Below are 22,006 nucleotides of genomic sequence, written 5' to 3'. Positions count from 1 at the left end.
AATAAGTACCGATAAATGAAAGCGTTTTTGAGCTTTTGAAATAACAGAGAATAGGTGATGCAAGTGAGAAAGTACACGGAACAGAATCGTCAAAAACTATTTAGGGGAATCATTCGTGCCATCAGCTCTTATTTAATCGTGTTTTTAGTGCCTTTTTTAGCCGTGTCATGGATTTGGTATGATACCTCTGTCAAAAGTATCAATGAACAAGTACTGCTGACGGCCAGAAATCAATTGATCCAATTGAAATATTCATTAGAAAATACATTTATTCAATTGAATTATCTGACCCAAAAAATGACCAATGATCATGTTGTTTCATTGAAATACCTACAGCATCCTTACTTGACTAAAGAAGCAAAAGAAGCGATGCAGACATATAAAATCACTAACGATCTAGTCGAAGAAGTCTATTTATATTATAAAGAAGCTCCGGCGACCCTTTATTCAACCGTTGGCTCACTGTCAGTCGACACATTCTTGAATAAGGTACTGCCAAAAAACGATATGGACCAAGTTCAATTGGTCGCACAATTGGACTCTCCAGCGCCGACGTTACTGACATTGGAAGGTGCTGGTGGAGAACAGCGATATTCGCGTTTCTTTTATATCGTTCCAATTCAAAGTGAAGAAATGACCGTTTACGGCGCAGCAATCTACGAAATCAAAGAAAACAATTTGAAGAGAATCCTTGATTTAAGCAATAGTGATGGGCTCAGCAATACCTATATCATCAATGATGAGTATCAGTTATTAGCCAGTACCACCAATGATGAGTTAGCACGCTTTTTAAATCATCCTGAGCGAATGAAAAAAGGCATTCAAACAGGACGAATGCGGTTTGAACAATCGACGTATTTTGTTCAAGCGATTGCCAACAAAGAATTGAATATTTCGGTCGTAGCTGTCGCCAATCCAAATCAAGCATTGGCTTCAGTCAACCGTGTGCAAGAACAGTTCGTCCTAGTATTTATCGCCATATTGTTTACGGGTATCACCGCAGTCGTGATGCTTGGTTTACGCAGTTATCGACCGATTCGCAAAATAGAAAATCTGGTTCAGGAGTTTCATCGTGATCCAAAAATGACTCTTCATTCGATGGATGATGTCCATAATACGCTAGCGGCATTTTTGGTTGAGCACCAAGAACTGCATCAGGAAGTTCGTTTACAAACACCCCATGCGAGAGAACAAGTATTGCGCAAATTAATGAGTGGACGTTTCCGTTCAGAACAAGAATTGGCTCTGCTTTTGGAAGCTGTCCATGTTTGTTTTCCTAAGTCGAATTATTTTGTGATCGCCATTGATACGAAAACTGTTGATACCAAAGCCAAGCAAGGGGATAAGAAATTTTTAATTGATTATATCGAAGAAATCAAAGAAGCTGATTATACGGCATATGCCACTGAAATTTTGTCCACAGAAATGCTGGCATTGACCGTTGGCTTTGTTGATGGCAAAGAACAAAAAGAAATTGTAGATGCTATCGCGGAAAAAATTACCCAAGCGATCTCCCTAACACCCGCAATGGGTGTCGGGATGACGGTGGATCAACTAACGGCTATTAATGAATCGTATATCGAAGGATTGGCGGCACTGGAAAATCAAGGAAGTCAAGGGAAGCAAATCAGCTACTATGCGGAGCTTTCCCAAGAGACCAAACATTTACCGATCAATTATCCAGACAATCAAAAATTAAAATTGATCCAAGCCTTGAATCAAGGAAATATTGAAATTGCCAGTGAAACGATCCAACGTTTGATTGAAGAAGGCGAGAGCAAACAGACTTCTCCTCGTGTCCAAAAAATGTACGGCTACTACTTGTTGAATACGATCGCGCAAGTCGGCGGTGAATTGGTGGGGGCAGAGGTACTGCATACTGCTTCTGAAAGTGCCGATTTCAACAGCTTGAACCAATTGCAGACGGCCTTGTTAACGATTGCCCAGCAAATTTGTACAAAGGTGCAGAAACAGCCGCTGGATGACGAGTCGGAAATGAATGAGAAAATCTTCAGTTTTATTCAAGAAAATTATCATTCCTCTCAGCTATCGCTAGAATCGGTGGCAGAGGAAGTAGGTGTATCTGTCTCTTATGTCAGCCGTTTTGTAAAAAAAGAAAGTGGCAAAACCTTCTCCAAATATATTCAAGAATTACGGCTGAAAAAAATCAAAGAAGAACTGATTGAAACAGATTTGCCAATCAAAGAAATTATTCGTAACAATGGGTATTATGATGTTTCCAACTATACGAGAAAGTTCCGAAAAATAGTGGGTGTGACCCCAGGGCAATACCGTGAAATGAACCAAAAAATGAGAAATTATTGAACGTAAATTATTGAAAGTAAGAGGAAGAATGAGATGAATAAACCAGTTGATTTGAAAGAAGCTCAGCAACGAGCTGCCGTCTTTTTTGAGGAGATAGGTTGGCAGTCGGCGAAGGAACCGCTCCCGCAAATAGTGGTCGATCCGCAGCTGGATGCTGATTTTCGATTTGAAACCCAAACAATCAGTGTGTCCTCGCCAGAACACGTCTTTTACGCGTTAACCAAATATGGCCGAGATCAAGCGACAGGTCAATTAGCACAGAAAAGCTATCTAGCAGCGCTTAAAGAACGCTGTCTGATGATCGATATCGGGCGTAAATTTTATTCTCTAACTGATTTGAAAGCAATCGTCCGCAGTATGGCTTGCTTCCAATTTACGCATCTGCAGCTTCATTTTTCGGAAAACGAAGGCTTTCGGATTGAATCCCAGCAATTTCCAGAAATCGTTTCGGAAGAATATTTGACCAAGCAGGAAATTCGTGAATTGATTGCGTATGCTCAAAACCATTCAATTGCCATTATCCCTGATTTTGATTCTCCTGGTCATTTGCGGCAAGTATTGGCTCAAAAGCCCGAGTGGCAATTACCGACAGCCGATGGCACGCGTGATGCTCGAGCACTGAACATTTTGGATTCAGAAGCGGTGGCTTTTATTCAGGAAGTTTATCGGGAATATGCGCAACTGTTTGAAGACAGCACCTATTTTCATATTGGTGCCGATGAGTTTATTGATTTTGATCATTTAGAAAACTTTCCGCAAATGGTCGAAGCAGCCCGCGAGCGCTATGGGGAAAAAGCTAGCGGAATCGAAGTCTTTATTGATTACGTCAATGAGCTGGCGGCCTTTGTTGAAAGTCTCGGCTTTGTTGTGCGGGTTTGGAATGATGGGTTTTACCGCTTGAATCGCCAAGAGCAGACAACGTTGACAGAGAATTGCCAAATCTCCTATTGGACCCGTTGGAACCAGAATATGGCGCCGGCAGATGTCTTTTTTGAAAAAGGCTATACCATGATCAATCACAATGATAATTTTTTCTATTATGTCTTAGGAGAAGCGGCAGGCTATACTTATCCAACCTACGAAAAAATCAGCAATGAATTCCAGTTGACGACGTTTGCCAATGGACAACAAGTTGCACAGGAACAGCTTGCCCAAACACAGGCGATCGCTTTATCCGTCTGGGCGGATGTACCTGAGGCCCAGACTAGTCGTGAAGTGATCCAAGCGATTTTTTGGCTCCAAGCGGCCATTAGCCAAAAAGTTTATAATGAACCCAATCGGCCAAAAGAGACAGTTCAAAAGCTCTATGATGGGTGGGAAGCGACATTCAGCTGATTGCTAGAGGAATTGGGTGAAGCAGCAATCCCTGATAATCCCTATTATTTTTTTATGATGAATAAGTTTAACGATAAGGCAAATCAATGCCAGCGGCACACTGTATAGAATGAACATAGCCCCGAGTGAGGGGGAGAAAAGGAGCAAATAAGTGGTCTTAGACATTCAACCGTTGAAGAGAAAGGATATCCTTGAAATGGATCAAATGTTTTTAAAGCAAGGGTGGCCTTCTCGCCAGCAGCTCTTGATTGATTATTTAAACGAGCAAGAAGCGGGGGAGAGATGCGTTTTGCTTGCCAAAATAAACAACAAAACTGCCGGGTATTTGACCTTGGTCCCTCTAGCAAAGCACGGACCATTTAAAGGCTTGTATCCAGAAATTGTGGATTTTAATATTTTTGAATCCTATCAAAATCAAGGGGTAGGCAGTCAGCTTTTAAAAGCAGCCGAAGAAAAGGCACGAGAAATAGCTGCCGTGGTGACATTGGGGGTAGGCCTGCATAATGGTTATGGATCGGCCCAGAGACTGTATGTAAAACAAGGCTATATTCCAGATGGATCTGGTGTTTGGTTCAATAATCAGAATTGTGCGATGAATGCGCCTTGCTGCAACAATGACGATCTTGTTCTTTATTTGTCTAAGGAACTTTGAACCTCCTGTGGTAAGTACCGTTAAGGATGGATTAAGCACGCAACTCGTCTGCATGTTCTCATCACCTGTTCAACAAGCTGGTTGGCTACTTTCGTATAGGCAAATTTGCGGGAGTTCTTGAACAAATAGCCATAAAAAATGACTAAAAGCGATCCGCTTCTAGTCATTTTTTTGTAAAGAAAGTAAGGGCAACGTCTTTGTATAAATAAATTCTTCATTTAGGACAGTGCAACGGGTGCTTACATTTCTCTTAAAGTGATCTCGACCACTGGTACCAACACATCTGGTGGGCAGACGGGTAAGCTGAGAACAAGGTCCTCTTTGTTGATGATGGCTTCCGTTGAAGTGAGAACTTCCTCGGGATCAAATCCTCGGTAAAACAATTCGGAGCCATCATGTAAGAAACGGATATGCTTTACGCGTCCTGCAAGCCCTGGAAGATGCAAGGATTTGTATGGATAAGAAAAGAGGTGCAAGTAAAGTTTATTCCCGTTTTGGGTGTAACGACTGTCAATAGGCGGTTGAAAAGAGCTGGCACCACAGCCGATAATCGCTTGTTGATGATAATGCATCCATGAACCGATGGCTTCTAAATGGCTGCGAGTTGGTAAGCTGATTTCTCCACGAGCATTTGGGCCGATATTTAAAAGAAAGTTCCCATCTTTTGCCACTGTGTCAATCAGCATTTTGGTCATCATTTCACTGGATTTCCAGTGCTGAGCATCACGATCATAGCCCCACGTTTCGTACATCGTTTGGCACGCTTCCCATATCAAAGGCAATCCATCCGCTTCTAATGGTTTGTCTGGTTGGAATTGCTCAGGGGTGGTAATCCCTCGGCCCAAATCCAGACGGTCATTCAGCAGCATGTTCGGCTGCAGGTTTCGACAAATTTTTTCGATCCGCTTACTATCCCAATCGGCGGCACCTTTGCCTTTAGACCATCCCCAATCTCGATGACTATATGGAAAATCAAACCACATATAATCGATGGTTCCATAGTTAGTCAGTAGTTCAGTGACTTGACCAGCTAAAAAATCTTGATAGCGGCGCATGTCACGCTGGTTATTCGTCTGACGGGCTTGAATAGTCTCTCGTTGCGGATGCAGGCCGTCGAGCGTGAAATCTGGATGATACCAATCGATCAGCGAATGATACAGCCCAATCTTAATGCCGACCTTACGAAATGCCGGCAGCAGTTCTGCTAAGAGGTCACGCTTGAAGGGGGTATTGGTCACTTTGTATTCGCTGAGAGCGGTATCCCAAAGGGCAAAGCCTTCATGATGTTTCGTCGTGAAGACCATGTATTGAAAACCGGCCTTCTTTGCGGTTTGAGCCCATTCCTCTGCATTGAAAAGATCAGGATCAAACTGAGAAAAATAGTTCTCGCGATAGGTGGTGGGTTCAATTTTTTCTGTCGTCATAAACCATTCGTGTCGAGCGCCAATACTGAATAGGCCGAAATGGATGAATAAGCCAAACCGATCATGGAGGAACCAGTTTGGATCAGGGTAGTCGGCAGGCCAATTTTTATACGTTCTCATTAAAAATAACTCCTTTTTCAATCACTTAAAGAAATTCTGTATTCGTCATGACTGTTTCTTGAATTTTCCAGCCATCTGCTTCCTTGACAAAGGTATGGTAAGCCTCTGTGATGTGGTCACGGTAAGAAGAGTCTTTTGGGCTGATCGTTTTCTGTTGAGCCGCGACCAGCATGGATCCTGTCTCTTGTTTAACAACTTCAAAAGAAAGCAGCGTGTGCTGCAGCTGTTCTTCTGCAAAAAAATCAGCTAATTCTTGGGTCGTCTCTGCTCGTGCCGCTGCCACTAGCGTTGCGGCATAGGCTGTCGCGTCTTGGTCAGAGGCTGCTTGTAAATTTTCTTTCAGCACTGCCAAACACGCCTCCGCCGCTGCTTGATTTGTAATATTGCCTGTCATCTCCAGTTTTTCTGAAGGTTGGGCATGAACTGGAGCAGAAGAACCGGTTGTTAGAAAATAGAGAAAGAATAGGCTAACAATAGCCAGCAGACTCACGATGACGGTTCGGCGCAGCAAGGATGTTTTCATAAGTTCTCACTCCTTCTTTTAAACATCAGAAATTTTCCCCGCACTATAGATTCCATGAAATAAATTGCGACCCACAGAAGTACTGCCGCTGAAAGGGGTCACCATTGGTAAGGACGGTTGAGTCAATTCTTCCAACGTATCGAGCTCCCCGTCCAAGAAGGCAGTAAGCCGCCAAAGTGTCGTGTCGCAGCGCATCAGCAAGGCGCCGTATCGCAGATCGATAATTTCAAAACCGAAAGGTCGATTCCAGTCAAACCAGACTTGACGATGGGCTTCATAAAGGGATTGCAAGGCGGATTTATAGACACTGAGCGCATCTACTGCTTGGTGCAGTCCGGTGCGATCCTTGCTTTTATAGGCACTGGTGATCTGGTTGGTAATACAGGCTTTTTGTGCCAAAACATCAGCCAGCTGCTGATAAAAGGCAAACATCGTTTGTGTGTCCCGTGTTGCTTTCACAGCAGCCAACTCTTGAGCCAATGTTTGATAGTGGGATGCTAAAGAAAGATCAGTTAAATTTTCTTGATACAAGCCATACAGCAAGTCTTGGTAGAGCAACAGCTTGCTGGGGTTTTCTCCGTGAGGATTGTTTTTTTGCACACCTGCAGTTTGATCAAAGCGATCAAGCAGTAAAAAGTCGTTGGCTATTGACTGGTGAAAAAGCTGAAATTTTTTAGTTAAATTCTCTAACGAAAGGTCGTTTCCAAACTGCGCTTCACTGAAATATTGCAAACCTAGTAGCGCAGCAATCACTGGTGTTTCAGCTCCATCGTCGCCCCAAAGTGTGGCATAGACTTCTTGGACATCGTTTTCTTTGGCGGCTTGCAAGGCGTGACGCATAGTGGCGAAACTTTTGCCGTAGTTCGGCGCCAAACCGTTCCACGTCCAGATACCTCCAGCAAAGACGATCGGCTGTTTTAATTCCCGGTGTTTCGCAAACATTCGCTGATAAGAGGCATGATCATGATGATAATAATCCCAGTAAACCATTTTGACCGCAGGAAGGTCAGCAAATAATTCTGTCGGAAAACACACGTCTGAATCGTAGTAATCACCCGTAGGCGCACCGATTCTAAAAAACATATCGCTCCACATCATCGGCTCAAAACCTATGTTTCGACAAAGCGCAGCTACCTGCTTTAGGTGTGCGGCCATAATCGTGAACCGGTCTTGTAACCCGTGTATTTCTAAATACTTTCCTTTCCCCAATTGGTGTGCTTCATCCATACCGATGTGCAGTTGATCAGTTGCAAAACACGAACGGATCGAACGGATCGCTGCTTCCAAAAAAGTATACGTTTCTTCTTCTCCCACCAGTAGAATATCTTCTGTGTCCCGAATATTTCCAGCGAACTGCCACTTTAAAGGATTCGTCAAATGTGCCAATGTTTGAATCGCTGGAATCAAAGTTACTCCTACGGCTTGGGCATAGGTATCTAGAGCCTTTAATTCTACTTGGGTATAACGACCGCGCAAATGTCCGAAATAAGGGTACTCAGGAATTTCATAAGTATCTTCCATATAGAGCATGAGGCGATTGAGGCCCATCTTACTTGTTAATAAAATGAACCGTTCCAGCTTTTTGACGGTCATCACCGCATTGCGGGACAGATCGATCATTGGTCCAATTGCTTCAAAATGCGGCTGTTCTTCTAAGACATAGACTGGGCGATCTTCATGCACCCATAAAGTTAATGCCCGAAACAAATGCGCTTTTTCTTGATAGTAAATGATCGTTTCTAGTGGGCCGTGGCAAATTTTCAGGGAACCGGGTCGATGAATCAAGCGCAAGGGATGGCCATTCGGCGTTTCCCTCAATTCTAGTTCTTGCAGTGCGTGACTAAAAAAATCATCGAGGTTTTCATTACTTTGGATAAAAATGTCCTTCATCACGAGCGTCCTTCTTTCATCAGTGATTCCGAGCGCTGAATCGCTTGAAAAGAGAACCAGCTACTGGGGAATAGGAAAAAGGGAACAAAGCCGATGACTAATAAGATTGGCAAAAAAGTCAAAATGATAGTAGTCACTAAGATTCCCAAAATCATCGCAATTGTTTGGGGAACACTGATAACCATTAGTAATATTGCTTGTTTAAAATAGTGAAGAAGCGTCAAATCATAACGCAAATAGACCGGCAGAAGGTACAAGCTGATCAAAAGGGCACTGATAAATAGCAGCAGCAAAAAAAAGTGAATCAAGCTATTTTGGATAAAAGTACTAGAGATACGTAATTCCAACCATAAGAACAACAACAAACCCGCTTGCATGGCGCCTAATTGATTGGCACGACGGAAATTTTTTTTCACGATAGTTTTGAACCAAGTCTTCAAAGACGCTGGTCGTTCCTTTTTTTGGAAGCTATCGAAAAAAGCTTGGATAATCGTAGCGGTGGCAGGAAAAATACCTAAAAATATCCCGTATCGAAATACCCAATAAAACCAGAGTAACTGCAACTTCAGGCAATGAAGTAACCAATCGCCGACTTGATAGGAAACATGATAAATACCATTCGTTTGTTTCATAAGCCCCTCACTTTCTTACGGATACAAGTTTTGTTGTATCCGCTTTATTTGTTGTTCTAATCGTATCATTGATATATAGCCAGTGGGAGTAAATGGAAAAATCACACATCGAAAACAAGAAAAACACAGCAAATGTATTTGAAACGCTACATTTCTCCAAAAACGTTCATCGAAATCAAGCTTTATTCCTTGCACCTTTTATAGACGAAGTTGTTCGTTTTAACATAGCGAAAAAACTTACATATTGTTATAGGACATTTTTTTCGCTTACATTTAGAACAAAGAAAGGAGTGCAAATGAATGACAAAGATTCGCGGTGATATTGAAGAAGCCAAAGGGAACGTTCAAGAAGAACTAGTCCCAGAAACAGAAATGCTCAAGCAACGTCTGGAATGGTTTCAAGACCTGAAATTCGGAGTGATCTTCCATTATGGGCTGTATGCCGAAGCGGGGATCGTTGAGTCTTGGCAATTATCTGAAAAAGATGAATGGGCTAGAGAAAACCACCCTTATCGAGAAACCATCGAAGCACTGCGTTTGGATTATTGGCAGTTGATCAATCAGTTTGAACCGAAGAAGCTGGATACCCGCAAATGGGCAAAAATCTGTAAGGATGCAGGGTTTAAGTACTGTTTATTCACAACAAAGCATCATGATGGGTTTTCGATGTTCAATACAATGGAATCAGAGTTTAAAATCGGCGGGAAATTAAGTCCCTTTAAACGCGACATATTGCAAGAAGTGTTTACGGCATTTCGAGAAGCAGGGATCGCCACAGGAGCCTATTATTCTAAAGCTGACTGGTATTCTCCTTTTTACTGGTTGGATGATGATACCGTCAAAGGCCGTCATGCCAGTTACGATACCCATCTTCATCCAGAAATTTGGGCACGCTATGTGTCGTTTGTGCATCGCCAGATTGCGGAGATTACCTCCAATTACGGAAAAGTCGATTTTCTTTGGTTAGATGCCGGTTGGTGCGGACAAGGCAAAGAAGACCTACAAATGGATCGTTTAGCTGAGATTGCGCGTGAGAAACAGCCGGAATTGATCATCGTTGATCGGATGATGGGGGGCCGTCATGAAAATTATGTGACACCAGAACGCAAAATTCCTGCATTAGCGGAAATTCCTAAAAAAGTTTGGGAAAGCAATATCCCGATTGGAAATGATTGGGGCTATGTGCCGAATGATACTTTTAAGAGCAGCCAAGAACTGCTGGAAACCTTGATTGATGTAGTCAGTAAAGGGGGGAATTTGATTTTAGGCGTCGGACCAACACCTGATGGCGAATTTACATTCGAAGAGACCCAACGCTTAGAAGAAATCGGCCATTGGTTGGCGCTATATGGTGAAGGCATCTATGAAACGCGGGCAAGACCAACAGCTTGGAAAAATGAATGGTATTTGACCTATCAAAAAGACGGCAAGGCTCATTTTGCATTTCGCAGTATCGCTGCAGTCGCTTGCGAACAGATTCCTTTAACAGAGATCGGAGCAACTGAAGAAGACGAGCTAATTGATCTAGCCACTAAAAAACCGTTACCAGTCTATAAAAATGCGGATGAGCCGTATCTCTTATGGTCGGATATCAGTCACCCGAACGTTGGGGCAGTTGGGATTCGCGTTTCGACACATAGGGAAAAAAATACACATTGATTTGAAAGCGAATACAATTCATGATAAGGCTAACACCAAGCAAGGAGGAGGAAGAATGGAAACAGCGCCAATCAGACAAACCGTTTCAGTACCTAAAACAAAGAAACAAAATATAAAAATGAAGATCAAGAAAAATCGGCAATTGTACTTGTTTGTGTTGCCAGCGTTTTTGATTATTTTGATTTTCTCGTATGGACCGATGTATGGAATCATTATTGCATTCAAGGATTATATGCCTTCATTAGGGATTATGGGCAGTCCTTGGGTTGGGTTTAAACATTTTCAACGTTTCTTCGATTCCTATTATTTTTGGGAACTCATCAAAAATACTTTAGGAATCAGTATCTATTCATTGGTTGTCGGTTTTCCGCTGCCGATCATCCTGGCATTGGCTTTGAATGAGATCAAAGACGGCCCGTTTAAAAAAATTACCCAAACAGTCACGTATGCTCCAAACTTTATTGCTGTGGTGGTCATGGTTGGTATGGTCATTGCTTTTTTATCTCCCTCAACAGGGATCATCAATCACCTATTAGAATTTTTGGGTTTCGAGCGGATCAGCTTTATGACCAATCCCCGCTGGTTTAAAACGATTTATGTACTGTCGGGCGTTTGGCAAGGAACGGGATGGGGGTCTGTGATTTATCTGGCAGCCCTATCTGGAGTTGATACGCAACTGCACGAAGCGGCAACGATCGATGGCGCTTCTCGTCTGCAACGCGTTTGGTATATCAATATTCCAACGATCATGCCCACGATGGTGATCTTATTGATCATGAGCTTCGGCAGCTTGATGTCAGTTGGGTTTGAAAAAATCATCTTGATGCAGAATCCTTTGAATATGCAATCCTCGAATGTGATTGCGACCTTTGTTTACCAGCAAGGGCTGTTAGATGCGCAGTACAGTTTTGCTGCGGCAGTCGGCTTATTTAACTCATTGATCAATTCAGTCTTGTTGATCGTAGTCAATCATATCGCCAAACGTTTAAGCAACTCTAGTTTATTGTAGAAGGGAGGACCAAAAGTGAAAACAACGTCTTTAATAAAAGATACCCGTGCTGATAAAATCTTTTTGATCTTTGTTTATGTGTTTTTAGCAATTTCTTTGCTGATCGTTTTGTATCCACTGATTTATATCATCAGTGCTTCAATCTCAAATCCGCATCTGGTAAACTCTGGTGAAATGTGGCTTTTGCCAAAAGGGATCACCTTTGAAGGCTATCGAACACTACTAGGCAATAGCAGTATCTGGCGTGGCTATTTGAACACGATTTATTATACGGTTTTAGGGACATCGATCAATCTCTTAGTGACCTTACCTTGCGCCTACGCCTTATCACGAGAGGATTTTTATGGGCGACGCGCCTTCACTAATTTTATGCTGGTCACCATGTTCTTGTCCGGTGGCTTGATTCCCAGCTACTTGTTGATTCGCAGCTTAGGCATGCTGAATACTGTCTGGGCACTAGTGATTCCAGGAGCCGTCTCGGTTTACAATGTTGTTGTCACGCGAACATTTTTTCAATCCACGATTCCACGGGAGATGGAAGAAGCAGCAATTGTGGATGGTTGTTCTGATTTTCGGCTATTCATGCAGATCGTTTTACCACTATCAACGCCGATCATTGCGGTAATGGCTTTGTTCTATGGCGTCGGACATTGGAACAGCTTTTTTAGCGCATTGATCTATCTTTCTGATCGATCAATGTATCCGTTACAAATGATTTTAAGAGAAATATTGATTCTTCAAGATATGTCATCAAATACCGTCAATAATGTGACTTCAGAAATGGCGAATATGCTATATAGCAAACAACAACTTGCTCAAGTCATCAAGTACGGCGTCATGATCGTTTCTTCATTACCGGTAATTATCGTCTATCCGTTCTTACAAAAGTATTTTGTCAAGGGCATGATGGTTGGTTCAATTAAAGGATAAAAAACTTAAAGGAGGAAGAAAATGAGAGTAAAAAAGAAACTTTTAGGAATAGCAGGTGTTGCTTTGTGCAGTATGCTCGTCTTAGGTGCGTGCGGTAATTCTTCAGATGAAGGTACTGGGGAAAAGAAAGAAGTGGCCATCAATCATGACAGTCAGTTTCCGATCATCAAAGAAGGGGAAGAACTGACACTGAATATCATGGCACCTGGTGTAGGGTTGGCGGAATGGGAAGACATGCCGACATTACAGGATTATCAGGAAAAAACTGGCATCAAACTGACCTATACGACACCGCCATCCGCTGACTTTAGTACGAAACTGAACTTAGCCTTTGCTTCTGGAGATTTACCGGATATCGTTTACGGTGCTGGTTCGCAAGCATTGACTGCTTCGATGGAGATCGATTACGGTTCACAAGGGATCTTGCTTCCCTTAGAGGAGTATATCACGCCGGAAATCATGCCAAACCTGTATGCACTGACGCAAGAAGATCCCTCAATCTTGAAGTCGATCACAACGCCGGATGGGCACATCTACTCTCTGCCGATGATCTCACGGAATGCGACATCGATTTGGTGGCAAGGTCCGATGTGGTACAACGGCACGTGGCTCGATAATTTAGGTGTATCTGAACTGCCAAAAACCACAGACGAATTGCAAGAGCTTCTGACACGTTTTAAAAACGAAGACCCTAACGGCAATGGTCAAGCAGACGAGATCCCATTGACGGATGTTGATATGAACTCGACAAGAGTTTGGTTGATGGCTGCCTTTGGCTTACGGACCCGCGGCATCCAAGTGGATGATGATGTGGTCTCCTACACACCGACTTCAGAAAACTACAAAGCATTCTTGGAATATATGAATACATTGTACGATGAAGGCTTGCTGGATAAAGAAGTTTATGGACAGTCAGATGAACAGAAAAAAGCGAAGGGTGAAAACAATCAACTTGGGCTTTTTGCCGACTATTTCAGCTTCTTTACTACTGGTCGCAGTGAGGAAGAGGCTATGAATGATCCAATGTTCCAACCAGTGACTTCTGAATGGGCTCCAGAAGCTAAGATTCCCGGTAGTCCAAGAATTTCACGAGGGACCTTTGCTTTGACCAATGTCAATCCTTCTCCAGAAGCTTCTATGCGCTGGGTGGATTACTTCTATTCAGAAGAAGGCTCAAAATATATCGAACAAGGACCAGAAGGGTTTTTATGGGAGTACCAAGAAAATGCGGACGGTGAAAAAGTTCGTGTCTATGCAGACGGTATCGATACTAACAATACCGAAGACGAACGTGGCAAGATCACACCAGCATACGGATTGACAACGCCAAACCTTGTTATCGATACAACCGGCGAATACCATATCCGTAAAACGGCGAATGAAGAACCGGATACTCGTTTCAACGATTGGGTTGCCAAAGAAACAGCTGAGAAGATGGAAGACATCGCTGAAGTACCATTTCCGCTACTGTATTTAACGATTGAAGAAAACGATAAGGTAGCAGCAACTGCCACTGATTTGACAACTTATGTAGAACAAATGGAAGCCAAGTTTATCACAGGTGTCGAACCGTTAGATAATTGGGACGACTATGTGAAAACGATCGAAGCAATGGGCATTGACGAATACGTCGAAGTCTACCAAGCGGCTTATGACCGTTGGAAAGCAAACTAAATAAAGTGATAAGTGGAAAACGGGCCGAGACGATCAATCTCAACCCGTTTTTTTCAAAAATCTGCTAGAGGAGTCCAAAGAAAAATGAGAGTTATGCAGCCTTATGAGTTTGAACGCATTCGAAAAATTTTATACAAATTAAAACAATACCGCGTACGCCATCAGCAACCGGTAGCCCCACTTTATTTAAAACGAGAGACTTGGGTACCGTATGAGCAAGGGACTTATTTTGGAGAAAAAAATGCCTATTACCAATTGCAAGGTAGCCTTCAAGTTCCCGCTGACTGGTTGGAAAATCTTTGTGTCCTGCAAGTGTACTCAAGCCTTTCAGAGTGGGACAATACCACCAATCCCCAAATAAAAATCTATTTGGACGATACCTATGTCCAAGCCATCGATGTCAATCATCGAGAAATTACATTGACAAAACAATTTCTACAAAAAGAAGTCAATCTGAAGATCGATCTGTTCTCAGGCCGATCCGACAAACCATTCCCGCTGCAGGTCAATTTATTGGCGTTGGATCCTGCAGTTAATGATATCTGGTATGATTTTTATACGCTGTTTGATAGTTGGCGTGCCATTCGTGCGTTTGGCGGTGACGAAGCATTTTATCAACAAGTCCTTGGTCAAGTCGCCAATGTCTTGGATTTTCGTACCCCCTACTCAACGGCATTCTATGAAAGTCTCACAAAAGCAAAGCAGCTGCTTTCATCGTGTTACCTACCAGCGCATACACCAAAACAAAAGGTGACGGCTGTCGGCCATACCCACATCGATCTGGCGTGGCTTTGGACGGCGCAGCAAGCAATTGAAAAAGGCGAGCGCAGTTTCCAGACGGTCTTGAAATTGATGGAGGAGTATTCAGATTACACGTTTTTTCAAAGCCAACCACAACTGTATCTCTCCATGAAAACCCATTATCCTGAACTTTACGCTGCAATCAAAGAAAAAGTTCGAGAAGGAAGATGGGAAGTTGACGGGGCGATGTGGGTGGAAGCCGATTGCAATTTGACTTCAGGAGAATCACTGGTTCGTCAGATCCTTTATGGCAAACGGTTTATGAAAGAGGAATTTCAAGTCGATAGCCGCATCTTATGGCTACCGGATGTCTTCGGTTATTCAGCCGCCTTGCCGCAAATTTTACGCAAAACAAACACGCCATACTTTATGACGACGAAGCTGTCATGGAACCAATTTAATCAAATTCCATATGATTCCTTCTATTGGCAAGGAATTGATGGAAGTCGCGTTTTGACGCATTTTATTACAACCATCAGTGAAGGATACAGTCCAAGAGATTATTATACGACGTATAATGGATTGCTAGATCCTTATACGATTAAGGGGAGTTTTGAACGTTATCAGCAAAAAGATCAGCACGACGAAATTTTGATTGCCTATGGGTATGGTGACGGTGGCGGAGGCCCGACGAAAGAGATGTTGGAAGTTCAAAAACGGCTGCAAAAGACATTGCCAGATATGCCGACGATCACTGGCAATCATGTGAGGGGCTTTTTTGATCGACTGGCAAATTCTTTTGCTGAAAAACCAGGACCGGTCTGGTACGGCGAATTGTACTTTGAATACCATCGTGGGACCCTGACTTCCATCGGAAAAAACAAAAAGGCCAATCGTCAAGGAGAATTCTTCTTACAGACGATCGAAAAACTTTATAGTATCTGTGGGATGAATCGCTATCCACAAGCTGAATTAGAACAACTTTGGAAACAGCTGCTGTTTAATCAATTCCACGATATTCTGCCGGGAAGCTCGATCAAAGAAGTCTATGATCAGACGGATCAAGAGTATCGGCAGCTCTTTGATAAATGCTGCGAACTGATCCACGCTTTGCTTCCAGAAACACAAGCACCCAAAGCTACTACTTGCCATGTCTTTAATCCGCTAGGGCAAGAGCGGACGGGTCTGGTCTATTTAGACGATCAGACAGGGGTCAAAGAAGCTTACTCGACTCAGCGGACCCATGATGACCGGCTCTTAGTCAAAATTCCTGCCATGGCTGGCTTGAGCTGCAAAACATTGACCCCTGTCTCAGCTGTGCCTCAATCAAAGCAAGTGGCAATGCGGCTGGAGGAATCGTTTGAAACGGCGGATTTTAAAGTGATTTTTGACGAACACTTTGACATCATCTCTTTAATTGACAAACGGCATCAACGAGAGATCGTACCAAAAGGCGAGCGGTTGAATCAGTTAGTGGCTTATGAAGATCTGCCGATGGATTATGATGCGTGGGATATTGATATTTATTACCAGAAGAAGCCTTATCCTGTGAAGCAAGTTCTCTCAGCTGAGGTCGTTGAGCAAGGTGAGATTCGTGATACCTTGAAAATCAAACGTCAGTTTGAAGATTCTTTTATTACCCAGTGGCTACATTTTTATCATGGCACCGGAAGAATCGATTTTGAAACAGCGGTTGATTGGCAGCAACATCAATTGCTGCTGAAGGCATTGCTGCCGATTGATGTCAACACATTGGAAGCGACATTTGATATTCAGTTTGGGCAGGTAAAACGACCTGTGCATCAAAACACGACATGGGACCAAGCGCGTTTTGAGAGCTGTGGTCAAAAATGGGTTGATCTCTCAGAAGGAAATTATGGGGTTAGTATTTTGACAGATTCGAAATATGGGTTCAATACGGATTATCAAAAGATCGGGCTTTCTTTGATCAAATCGCCGATCGATCCGTATCCAGAAGCGGATCAAGGCTTTCATGAGTTTACCTACTCCTTGTACGCCCACGAAGGAACTTGGCAAGACGCGCAAACGATGGAAGAAGCTTTGGCATTGAATGTTCCCATTCTAACCGTTCCAGGTGTGCCACAACTATCAGCAGAAGCTTTTCTAGCAGTCGATCAAAAGAATGTCTTGCTGGATACGGTGAAAAAAGCCGAAGATGAAGAGGCACTGATCGTGCGGTTGTATGAATATCATAATCAAACCACCGCCTGTCAATTGCGTTGCCAAAAAAGAATCAAAAAAGCGGTTTTAACGAATCTTTTGGAAGAAACCGTCGCTGAACTGCCGATCGAGCCGCTGGATGCCCAAAGCATCACAATCCATTTCCAGCCATTTGAAATCCAGACCATCATGCTTTATTTAGAAGACTAAATAGAAATGGAGAAGCATATGATTGAGACACTTTTACGGCAAATGACGTTGAAAGAAAAAATCGGCCAGCTGAATCAGCGTCTGTATGGTTGGGAAGTCTATGAAAAAACTAACGGAAAAATTATGTTGACTGAAACCTTTAAAAAAGAAGTAGCTCGTTTTGGCAGTCTTGGCTGGATCTACGGCGTGTTTCGGGCTGATCCTTGGTCAGGTAGAAATCAGCAAACTGGCCTGACGACCGCGGAGTCCTATGAGCTATCCCTTATGATTCAAACTTATTTGCAGGAGCACACTCGGTTGGGGATTCCAGCCTTTCTCAGTGAAGAGTGTCCCCACGGGCACCAAGGTTTGGAAGCCACGACATTTCCGGTCAATTTTAGTGTCGGTTCTAGTTGGAATCCCGACCTGTATCAAGCGGCCCAAACTATCACTGCTCAAGAGATTCGAGCAAAAGGGGCCCATGTCGGCTTAGTTTCCGCATTGGACATTGCTAGAGATCCGCGTTGGGGACGAACTGAAGAATGTTTCAGTGAAGATCCATTTTTAACCAGCAGCTTTACCAAAGCGGCCGTCAGAGGATTGCAAGGATCAAAAACAACGATAGAAAAACAGAACGTTTTAGCGGTGTTGAAGCATTTTGCTGCCCAAGGTGCAGGAATGGGGGGGCACAATGCAGGACCAGTGGCGATCGGTGATCGGGAATTCCGTGAAATTCATCTGCCACCAATGAAAGCGGGGATTGCTGCTGGGGCTTTGGGGTGTATGGCTGCATACAATGATCTAAATGGCGTTCCTTGCCATGCCAATACGTATTTGCTGCAAGAGGTTTTAAGAGAAGAAAGTGGCTTTGCGGGAATCGTTATGGCTGATGGGTGTGGGTTGGATCGGATTGCTGACTGGCTGGGAAGTCGCTCGCAAGCAGCCGCCAAATCCTTGACCAGCGGTGTAGATGTTAGTTTATGGGACGAAGTTTTCCCTGTATTGGAAGAAGCTGTCCTTGACGGATTGATTGCGGAAACGGTTATCGACGAGGCGGTCCGGCGTGTGCTTCTTTTGAAAGAAAAACTTGGCTTGTTTAAAGAAGCAACGCCCCACGTTTCATTGCCAGACCAAGAAAAGGCCCGACAAGCTTCCTTAAAATTAGCAGAAGAATCCGTCGTCTTACTAGAAAACAATGGCATTTTGCCTTTGAAGAAAACGCGACAAAAAATTGCTGTCATTGGTCCTCACGTTAAACAGCTGTATCATCAGCTGGGGGATTATACCCCATTTAAGGAGGAAGCAATGTGTATGACTCTTTGGGAAGGGTTGACCAAATTAAATACGCATCAAGTGGATTTCGCCTACGAAAAAGGCTGCGAAATCGCCAATGGAACAACGGCGCAACGACGGCGGGCTTGTCAGATCGCAGAAGACGCTGATGTCATCTTAGTGACGATTGGTGGCTCCAGTGCCCGTGATTTCACAACGGATTTTGACAAGAACGGCGCCGCCTTAAGGGGATCTCAGGAAATGACCAGCGGAGAAAACATTGACTTAGCTACCCTCGATTTGCCGCAATGCCAGTTGGATTTACTGTTTGCGTTGAAGAAGAGGAAAAAGCCGCTGATTGGGATCGTGATTTCTGGTCGACCGCATTGCTTAGCCCCTTTGAAAGAAGTATTCGATGGACTGCTTTACGCTGGCTATCCCGGCCAATATGGAGGGGAAGCGATTGCTCGGATTCTTTTTGGCGAAACGGTTCCTAGTGGGAAATTAGCAGTTTCTATTCCTGATACGGTTGGACAGCTGCCAGTCTGTTATAATTATCGCAACACAGCGTTTCAAAAAGACTACCTCGATCAAAACGGCACACCAGTATATTCTTTTGGTTATGGTCTTAGTTATGCCTCTTTTACTTGCAGCGCGGTTTCGGCTGAATATGCAGGTGAAGGCATTATCATTAGCGGCACACTCGAAAATCATTCTGCAGTTTCTGGCAAAGAAGTCATTCAATGTTATCTAAAAGAGTACACGAAAGCATATGTGCCGAGGAAAAAAGTCCTGTGTGGCTTTCAAAAAGTATGGGTGCCTAATCAAGGGCAAGTAGCTTTTCAACTCGTGATCGATGAAGCATCATTGCAGCAGCTGGCAATTTCTTTGAAAGATACTGCATCGTTTTGTCTGGAAGTCGAAACAGCAGGTCAGCAGTATCGATTTTTATTTCAACGATCCAACCCTGACCGTACGTGGCAGGTAACTCAGAAAGGAGCAAAAGAATGATTCACTTTCCAAAAAACTTTTTATGGGGAGCGGCCGCGTCAGCACCGCAAACCGAGGGGGCTGCGGCTGTTGACGGCAAAAGTCCCTCTACATGGGACAAATGGTTTGAGTTAGAGCCGTCACGCTTTTACGATGGTGTCGGACCAAGCGACACTTCAAATACCTACTATCAATACCGTGAAGACGTGGCAAACATGAAGGCCATGAACTTAAATTCCTATCGGACATCGATTGCATGGACCCGCTTATTACCAGACGGAAAAACATTGAATCAGACGGCAGTAAAGTTTTATCGGGCATATTTTCAGGAAATGCTGGATCAAGGCATCGAACCGATCATTAATTTGTTTCATTTTGACATGCCTTGGTGGCTGATGGAGAAAGGAGGCTGGGAAGCCAGGGAATCCGTTGACCATTTTGCATTTTATGCAAAAACTGCTTTTGAACAATTCGGCGATTTAGTGAAAAAATGGGCGACCTTTAATGAACCATTGGTGCATATTGAATGTGGGTATTACGGAGATGCTCATTGGCCGCAAGTGCGTGATTTCAAGCGGGCGATCCAAGTGGGTTATCATACTTTGCTAGCTCATGCGAAGGCGGTTGCTGAGTTTCGTAAACTCGCACTTCCTGATGGAGAAATCTGTATCATCTTGAATTTGTCACCTGTTTATCCAAAAAGCCAAGAAGCGGCTGATCGAGAAGCCGCTGAATGGGCGGACCTCTTGTATATTCGCAGTTTTTTGGACTGTGTCGTTTATGGACAATTTCCTGAAAAACTAACGAGCTTGTTCAAGGAGCATCAATTGACCCCTGAATATGAGGCAGCAGATGCGGAAATTTTTCGTGAAAATACCGTAGATTTTATCGGTTGCAATTATTATCAACCGTTGCGGATCCAAGCGCCCCTTCCGCAGAATGGAGCATCCAATCCCTTTGAGCCGCGTCAGTTGTTTCGTGGGTACGATTGGCCAGAGAAAAAAATCAATCCTCATCGTGGCTGGGAAATCTATCCAGAAGGGATCTACGATATTGCGATGCGTCTGAAGAATGACTATCAAAACATGCCATGGTTTATTTCCGAAAATGGCATGGGGGTGTCAGAGGAAGAACGGTTCATGGATGCCACGGGGCAAGTCAATGATACGTATCGGATTACCTTTGTTGAAGACCATTTGTGTCAGCTGCATCGCGCGATCAAAGATGGGTCACCTTGTTTCGGCTACCATATGTGGACCTTTATGGATTGCTGGAGCTGGTTGAACGCTTATAAAAACCGCTATGGTTTTTATCGAGTAGATTTGAAGAATAACTTCGAGCGTTATCCTAAAGCGTCCAGTTTTTGGTTGGCAGAAGTAGCTGCTAGAAATGCCATTGATTGATCAAAGTGTCCGATTAGAAGCAAAAATACCGCAGGAACATATTCCTGCGGATTTCTTTTGGGTATGAACATTTTACAAATACTTCTCACGAAAATCAGCGATGGCTTGGCGTGACGCGTAGATATTGCGTGCCAGCTTTTCATTTTTACTTAAAAAGACATAGAAAAGGACATCGACCGCTAATAGGTGGGCGATGATTGAATTGGTAGCGGCACTCCGCTGGTTGGCTTCTTTGGAACGGGACACTTGCAGGGGAACATCCGCCAACTTCGTCAACGGGTTGCTGCCAAAGCGGGTGAGTGACAGGATCGGAACGCCAAGATTTTTAGCGATTTCGGCTAAGTGAACCATCTCAGGCGTGTGTCCACTGTTGGAAATGACCCAGACCAGACTTTTTTTCTCGTTTTTGACAAGTTGCGGCAACAAGAGATTGTAGTCATTTTCAAACACGACGATCTTGCCTAAACGAGTCCATTTTTGCTGGATATCTTGTGCGATCAATGAGGAAGCACCGATTCCGCAGACAAAAATGCGTTCACGAGTCGCGATCAGTTCAGCGGCAGCCAACATCAGCTGTTCTTCTAATAATTGGGCCGTCTCATTCATGGTCACCTGGGCATTGTGGCTCAATTTTGAGGTGATGGCATGAAAGGGCTCGTTTAATTCAACATCGGCATAGCCTAAATGCTCATTGGCATTGTGGCGCAAGCCGGATTCGGCAGATAATTGTATTTTTAAATCTGTCAAACTAGCAAAGCCGGTTTTTTTCGCAAAACGTACAACGGTTGGTGCACTGATCCCAGTGGCTTCTGCTAATTGACTCGCAGTCATCGACGGCACTTTTTCAGGATTGGCCTCCATGAATGCGAAGAGTTTCTTCTCAGAAAGCGATAATTCATTTTTCATGCTCTCGATTCGGGAAAGAACGCTCATCCTTACACTTCCTTTAGATAGAGTAGTATCCTAAGTATAACATAAGTTTTGGAGGAGCTTTCAAAAGAAACGAAAAGAATAGGTAGATAAACTTGCTTTTTTACTTAGAATCAAGTAAAGTAAT

The 22,006-nt window shown here is 43.6% G+C and carries 15 protein-coding genes; 10 read left to right on the top strand and 5 right to left on the bottom strand.

Going from position 1 to position 22,006, the window contains the following annotated elements; genetic code table 11:
• Positions 1 to 57 precede the first annotated feature (57 nt).
• From IGI72_RS15520 to IGI72_RS15510, 3 genes are all read left to right on the top strand, one after another.
• Complete coding sequence (locus tag IGI72_RS15520) at positions 58 to 2,325, top strand: helix-turn-helix domain-containing protein (protein WP_074934089.1); 2,268 nt, start codon at positions 58 to 60, stop codon at positions 2,323 to 2,325.
• A 33-nt stretch (positions 2,326 to 2,358) separates the two neighbouring features.
• Complete coding sequence (locus tag IGI72_RS15515; RefSeq protein WP_438754736.1) at positions 2,359 to 3,660, top strand: family 20 glycosylhydrolase; 1,302 nt, start codon at positions 2,359 to 2,361, stop codon at positions 3,658 to 3,660.
• Between the two features lie 151 nt (positions 3,661 to 3,811).
• A complete protein-coding gene (locus tag IGI72_RS15510) occupies positions 3,812 to 4,312 on the top strand; it encodes a GNAT family N-acetyltransferase (RefSeq protein ID WP_195961323.1) in 501 nt (166 codons plus the stop codon).
• A 239-nt stretch (positions 4,313 to 4,551) separates the two neighbouring features.
• Here IGI72_RS15510 and IGI72_RS15505 read toward each other — a convergent pair whose 3' ends face one another.
• The 4 genes from IGI72_RS15505 to IGI72_RS15490 are packed head-to-tail and all read right to left on the bottom strand — an operon-like array spanning position 4,552 to position 8,901.
• Positions 4,552 to 5,856 carry an alpha-L-fucosidase gene (locus IGI72_RS15505; RefSeq protein WP_115232816.1) on the bottom strand — a complete coding sequence of 435 codons (1,305 nt, stop codon included), beginning with the start codon at positions 5,854 to 5,856 and terminating at the stop codon, positions 4,552 to 4,554.
• Positions 5,857 to 5,881: 25 nt separating this feature from the next.
• Positions 5,882 to 6,379 carry a hypothetical protein gene (locus IGI72_RS15500; protein WP_015510405.1) on the bottom strand — a complete coding sequence of 166 codons (498 nt, stop codon included), beginning with the start codon at positions 6,377 to 6,379 and terminating at the stop codon, positions 5,882 to 5,884.
• An 18-nt stretch (positions 6,380 to 6,397) separates the two neighbouring features.
• Positions 6,398 to 8,269: a beta-N-acetylhexosaminidase gene (locus IGI72_RS15495; RefSeq protein ID WP_194193460.1), complete on the bottom strand. Its 1,872-nt coding sequence runs from the start codon at positions 8,267 to 8,269 to the stop codon at positions 6,398 to 6,400.
• Positions 8,269 to 8,901, bottom strand: a complete 633-nt coding sequence (locus IGI72_RS15490; RefSeq protein WP_015510403.1) for a DUF624 domain-containing protein — start codon at positions 8,899 to 8,901, stop codon at positions 8,269 to 8,271. The genes IGI72_RS15495 and IGI72_RS15490 overlap by 1 nt, the downstream gene beginning before the upstream one ends.
• A 300-nt stretch (positions 8,902 to 9,201) precedes the next feature.
• Here IGI72_RS15490 and IGI72_RS15485 point away from each other — a divergent pair, with 300 nt between their 5' ends.
• The 7 genes from IGI72_RS15485 to IGI72_RS15455 all read left to right on the top strand — a co-directional run bounded on the left by IGI72_RS15485 (position 9,202) and on the right by IGI72_RS15455 (position 20,949).
• The gene (locus tag IGI72_RS15485; RefSeq protein ID WP_221692774.1) at positions 9,202 to 10,560 is read left to right on the top strand and encodes an alpha-L-fucosidase; all 1,359 of its coding nucleotides are present in this window, start codon (positions 9,202 to 9,204) and stop codon (positions 10,558 to 10,560) included.
• A gap of 55 nt (positions 10,561 to 10,615) precedes the next feature.
• On the top strand, positions 10,616 to 11,569 hold the full coding sequence (locus IGI72_RS15480) for an ABC transporter permease (RefSeq protein ID WP_438754735.1): 954 nt from the start codon (positions 10,616 to 10,618) through the stop codon (positions 11,567 to 11,569).
• Between the two features lie 15 nt (positions 11,570 to 11,584).
• Complete coding sequence (locus tag IGI72_RS15475) at positions 11,585 to 12,499, top strand: carbohydrate ABC transporter permease (protein ID WP_015510401.1); 915 nt, start codon at positions 11,585 to 11,587, stop codon at positions 12,497 to 12,499.
• A gap of 21 nt (positions 12,500 to 12,520) precedes the next feature.
• The gene (locus IGI72_RS15470; RefSeq protein ID WP_015510400.1) at positions 12,521 to 14,173 is read left to right on the top strand and encodes an extracellular solute-binding protein; all 1,653 of its coding nucleotides are present in this window, start codon (positions 12,521 to 12,523) and stop codon (positions 14,171 to 14,173) included.
• 84 nt (positions 14,174 to 14,257) lie between these two features.
• The gene (locus IGI72_RS15465; RefSeq protein WP_438754734.1) at positions 14,258 to 17,305 is read left to right on the top strand and encodes an alpha-mannosidase; all 3,048 of its coding nucleotides are present in this window, start codon (positions 14,258 to 14,260) and stop codon (positions 17,303 to 17,305) included.
• A gap of 18 nt (positions 17,306 to 17,323) precedes the next feature.
• Complete coding sequence (locus IGI72_RS15460; RefSeq protein WP_438754733.1) at positions 17,324 to 19,567, top strand: glycoside hydrolase family 3 N-terminal domain-containing protein; 2,244 nt, start codon at positions 17,324 to 17,326, stop codon at positions 19,565 to 19,567.
• Positions 19,564 to 20,949 (top strand): glycoside hydrolase family 1 protein, encoded by a 1,386-nt coding sequence (locus IGI72_RS15455; RefSeq protein WP_438754732.1) that lies wholly within the window; start codon positions 19,564 to 19,566, stop codon positions 20,947 to 20,949. Before IGI72_RS15460 ends, IGI72_RS15455 begins: the two co-directional genes overlap by 4 nt.
• A 72-nt stretch (positions 20,950 to 21,021) precedes the next feature.
• Here the strand turns inward: IGI72_RS15455 and IGI72_RS15450 are convergent, their stop codons facing one another.
• Positions 21,022 to 21,882: a MurR/RpiR family transcriptional regulator gene (locus IGI72_RS15450; RefSeq protein WP_005228070.1), complete on the bottom strand. Its 861-nt coding sequence runs from the start codon at positions 21,880 to 21,882 to the stop codon at positions 21,022 to 21,024.
• Between the last annotated feature and the right edge of the window lie 124 nt (positions 21,883 to 22,006).

The sequence above is a fragment of the Enterococcus sp. DIV1059_2 genome, assembly GCF_051713685.1.
Classification (GTDB): domain Bacteria; phylum Bacillota; class Bacilli; order Lactobacillales; family Enterococcaceae; genus Enterococcus_D; species Enterococcus_D casseliflavus.
This window is presented reverse-complemented; position numbering and strand designations above follow the sequence as displayed.

Bases quoted from the DNA above. Each gene is read 5' to 3' on its own strand.
- IGI72_RS15520 (WP_074934089.1), top strand. From the start codon at position 58: ATGCAAGTGAGAAAGTACACGGAACAGAATCGTCAAAAACTATTTAGG.
- IGI72_RS15515 (WP_438754736.1), top strand. From the start codon at position 2,359: ATGAATAAACCAGTTGATTTGAAAGAAGCTCAGCAACGAGCTGCCGTC.
- IGI72_RS15505 (WP_115232816.1), bottom strand. From the start codon at position 5,856: ATGAGAACGTATAAAAATTGGCCTGCCGACTACCCTGATCCAAACTGG.
- IGI72_RS15500 (WP_015510405.1), bottom strand. From the start codon at position 6,379: ATGAAAACATCCTTGCTGCGCCGAACCGTCATCGTGAGTCTGCTGGCT.
- IGI72_RS15495 (WP_194193460.1), bottom strand. From the start codon at position 8,269: ATGAAGGACATTTTTATCCAAAGTAATGAAAACCTCGATGATTTTTTT.
- IGI72_RS15490 (WP_015510403.1), bottom strand. From the start codon at position 8,901: ATGAAACAAACGAATGGTATTTATCATGTTTCCTATCAAGTCGGCGAT.
- IGI72_RS15485 (WP_221692774.1), top strand. From the start codon at position 9,202: ATGACAAAGATTCGCGGTGATATTGAAGAAGCCAAAGGGAACGTTCAA.
- IGI72_RS15480 (WP_438754735.1), top strand. From the start codon at position 10,616: ATGGAAACAGCGCCAATCAGACAAACCGTTTCAGTACCTAAAACAAAG.
- IGI72_RS15470 (WP_015510400.1), top strand. From the start codon at position 12,521: ATGAGAGTAAAAAAGAAACTTTTAGGAATAGCAGGTGTTGCTTTGTGC.
- IGI72_RS15465 (WP_438754734.1), top strand. From the start codon at position 14,258: ATGAGAGTTATGCAGCCTTATGAGTTTGAACGCATTCGAAAAATTTTA.
- IGI72_RS15460 (WP_438754733.1), top strand. From the start codon at position 17,324: ATGATTGAGACACTTTTACGGCAAATGACGTTGAAAGAAAAAATCGGC.
- IGI72_RS15455 (WP_438754732.1), top strand. From the start codon at position 19,564: ATGATTCACTTTCCAAAAAACTTTTTATGGGGAGCGGCCGCGTCAGCA.
- IGI72_RS15450 (WP_005228070.1), bottom strand. From the start codon at position 21,882: ATGAGCGTTCTTTCCCGAATCGAGAGCATGAAAAATGAATTATCGCTT.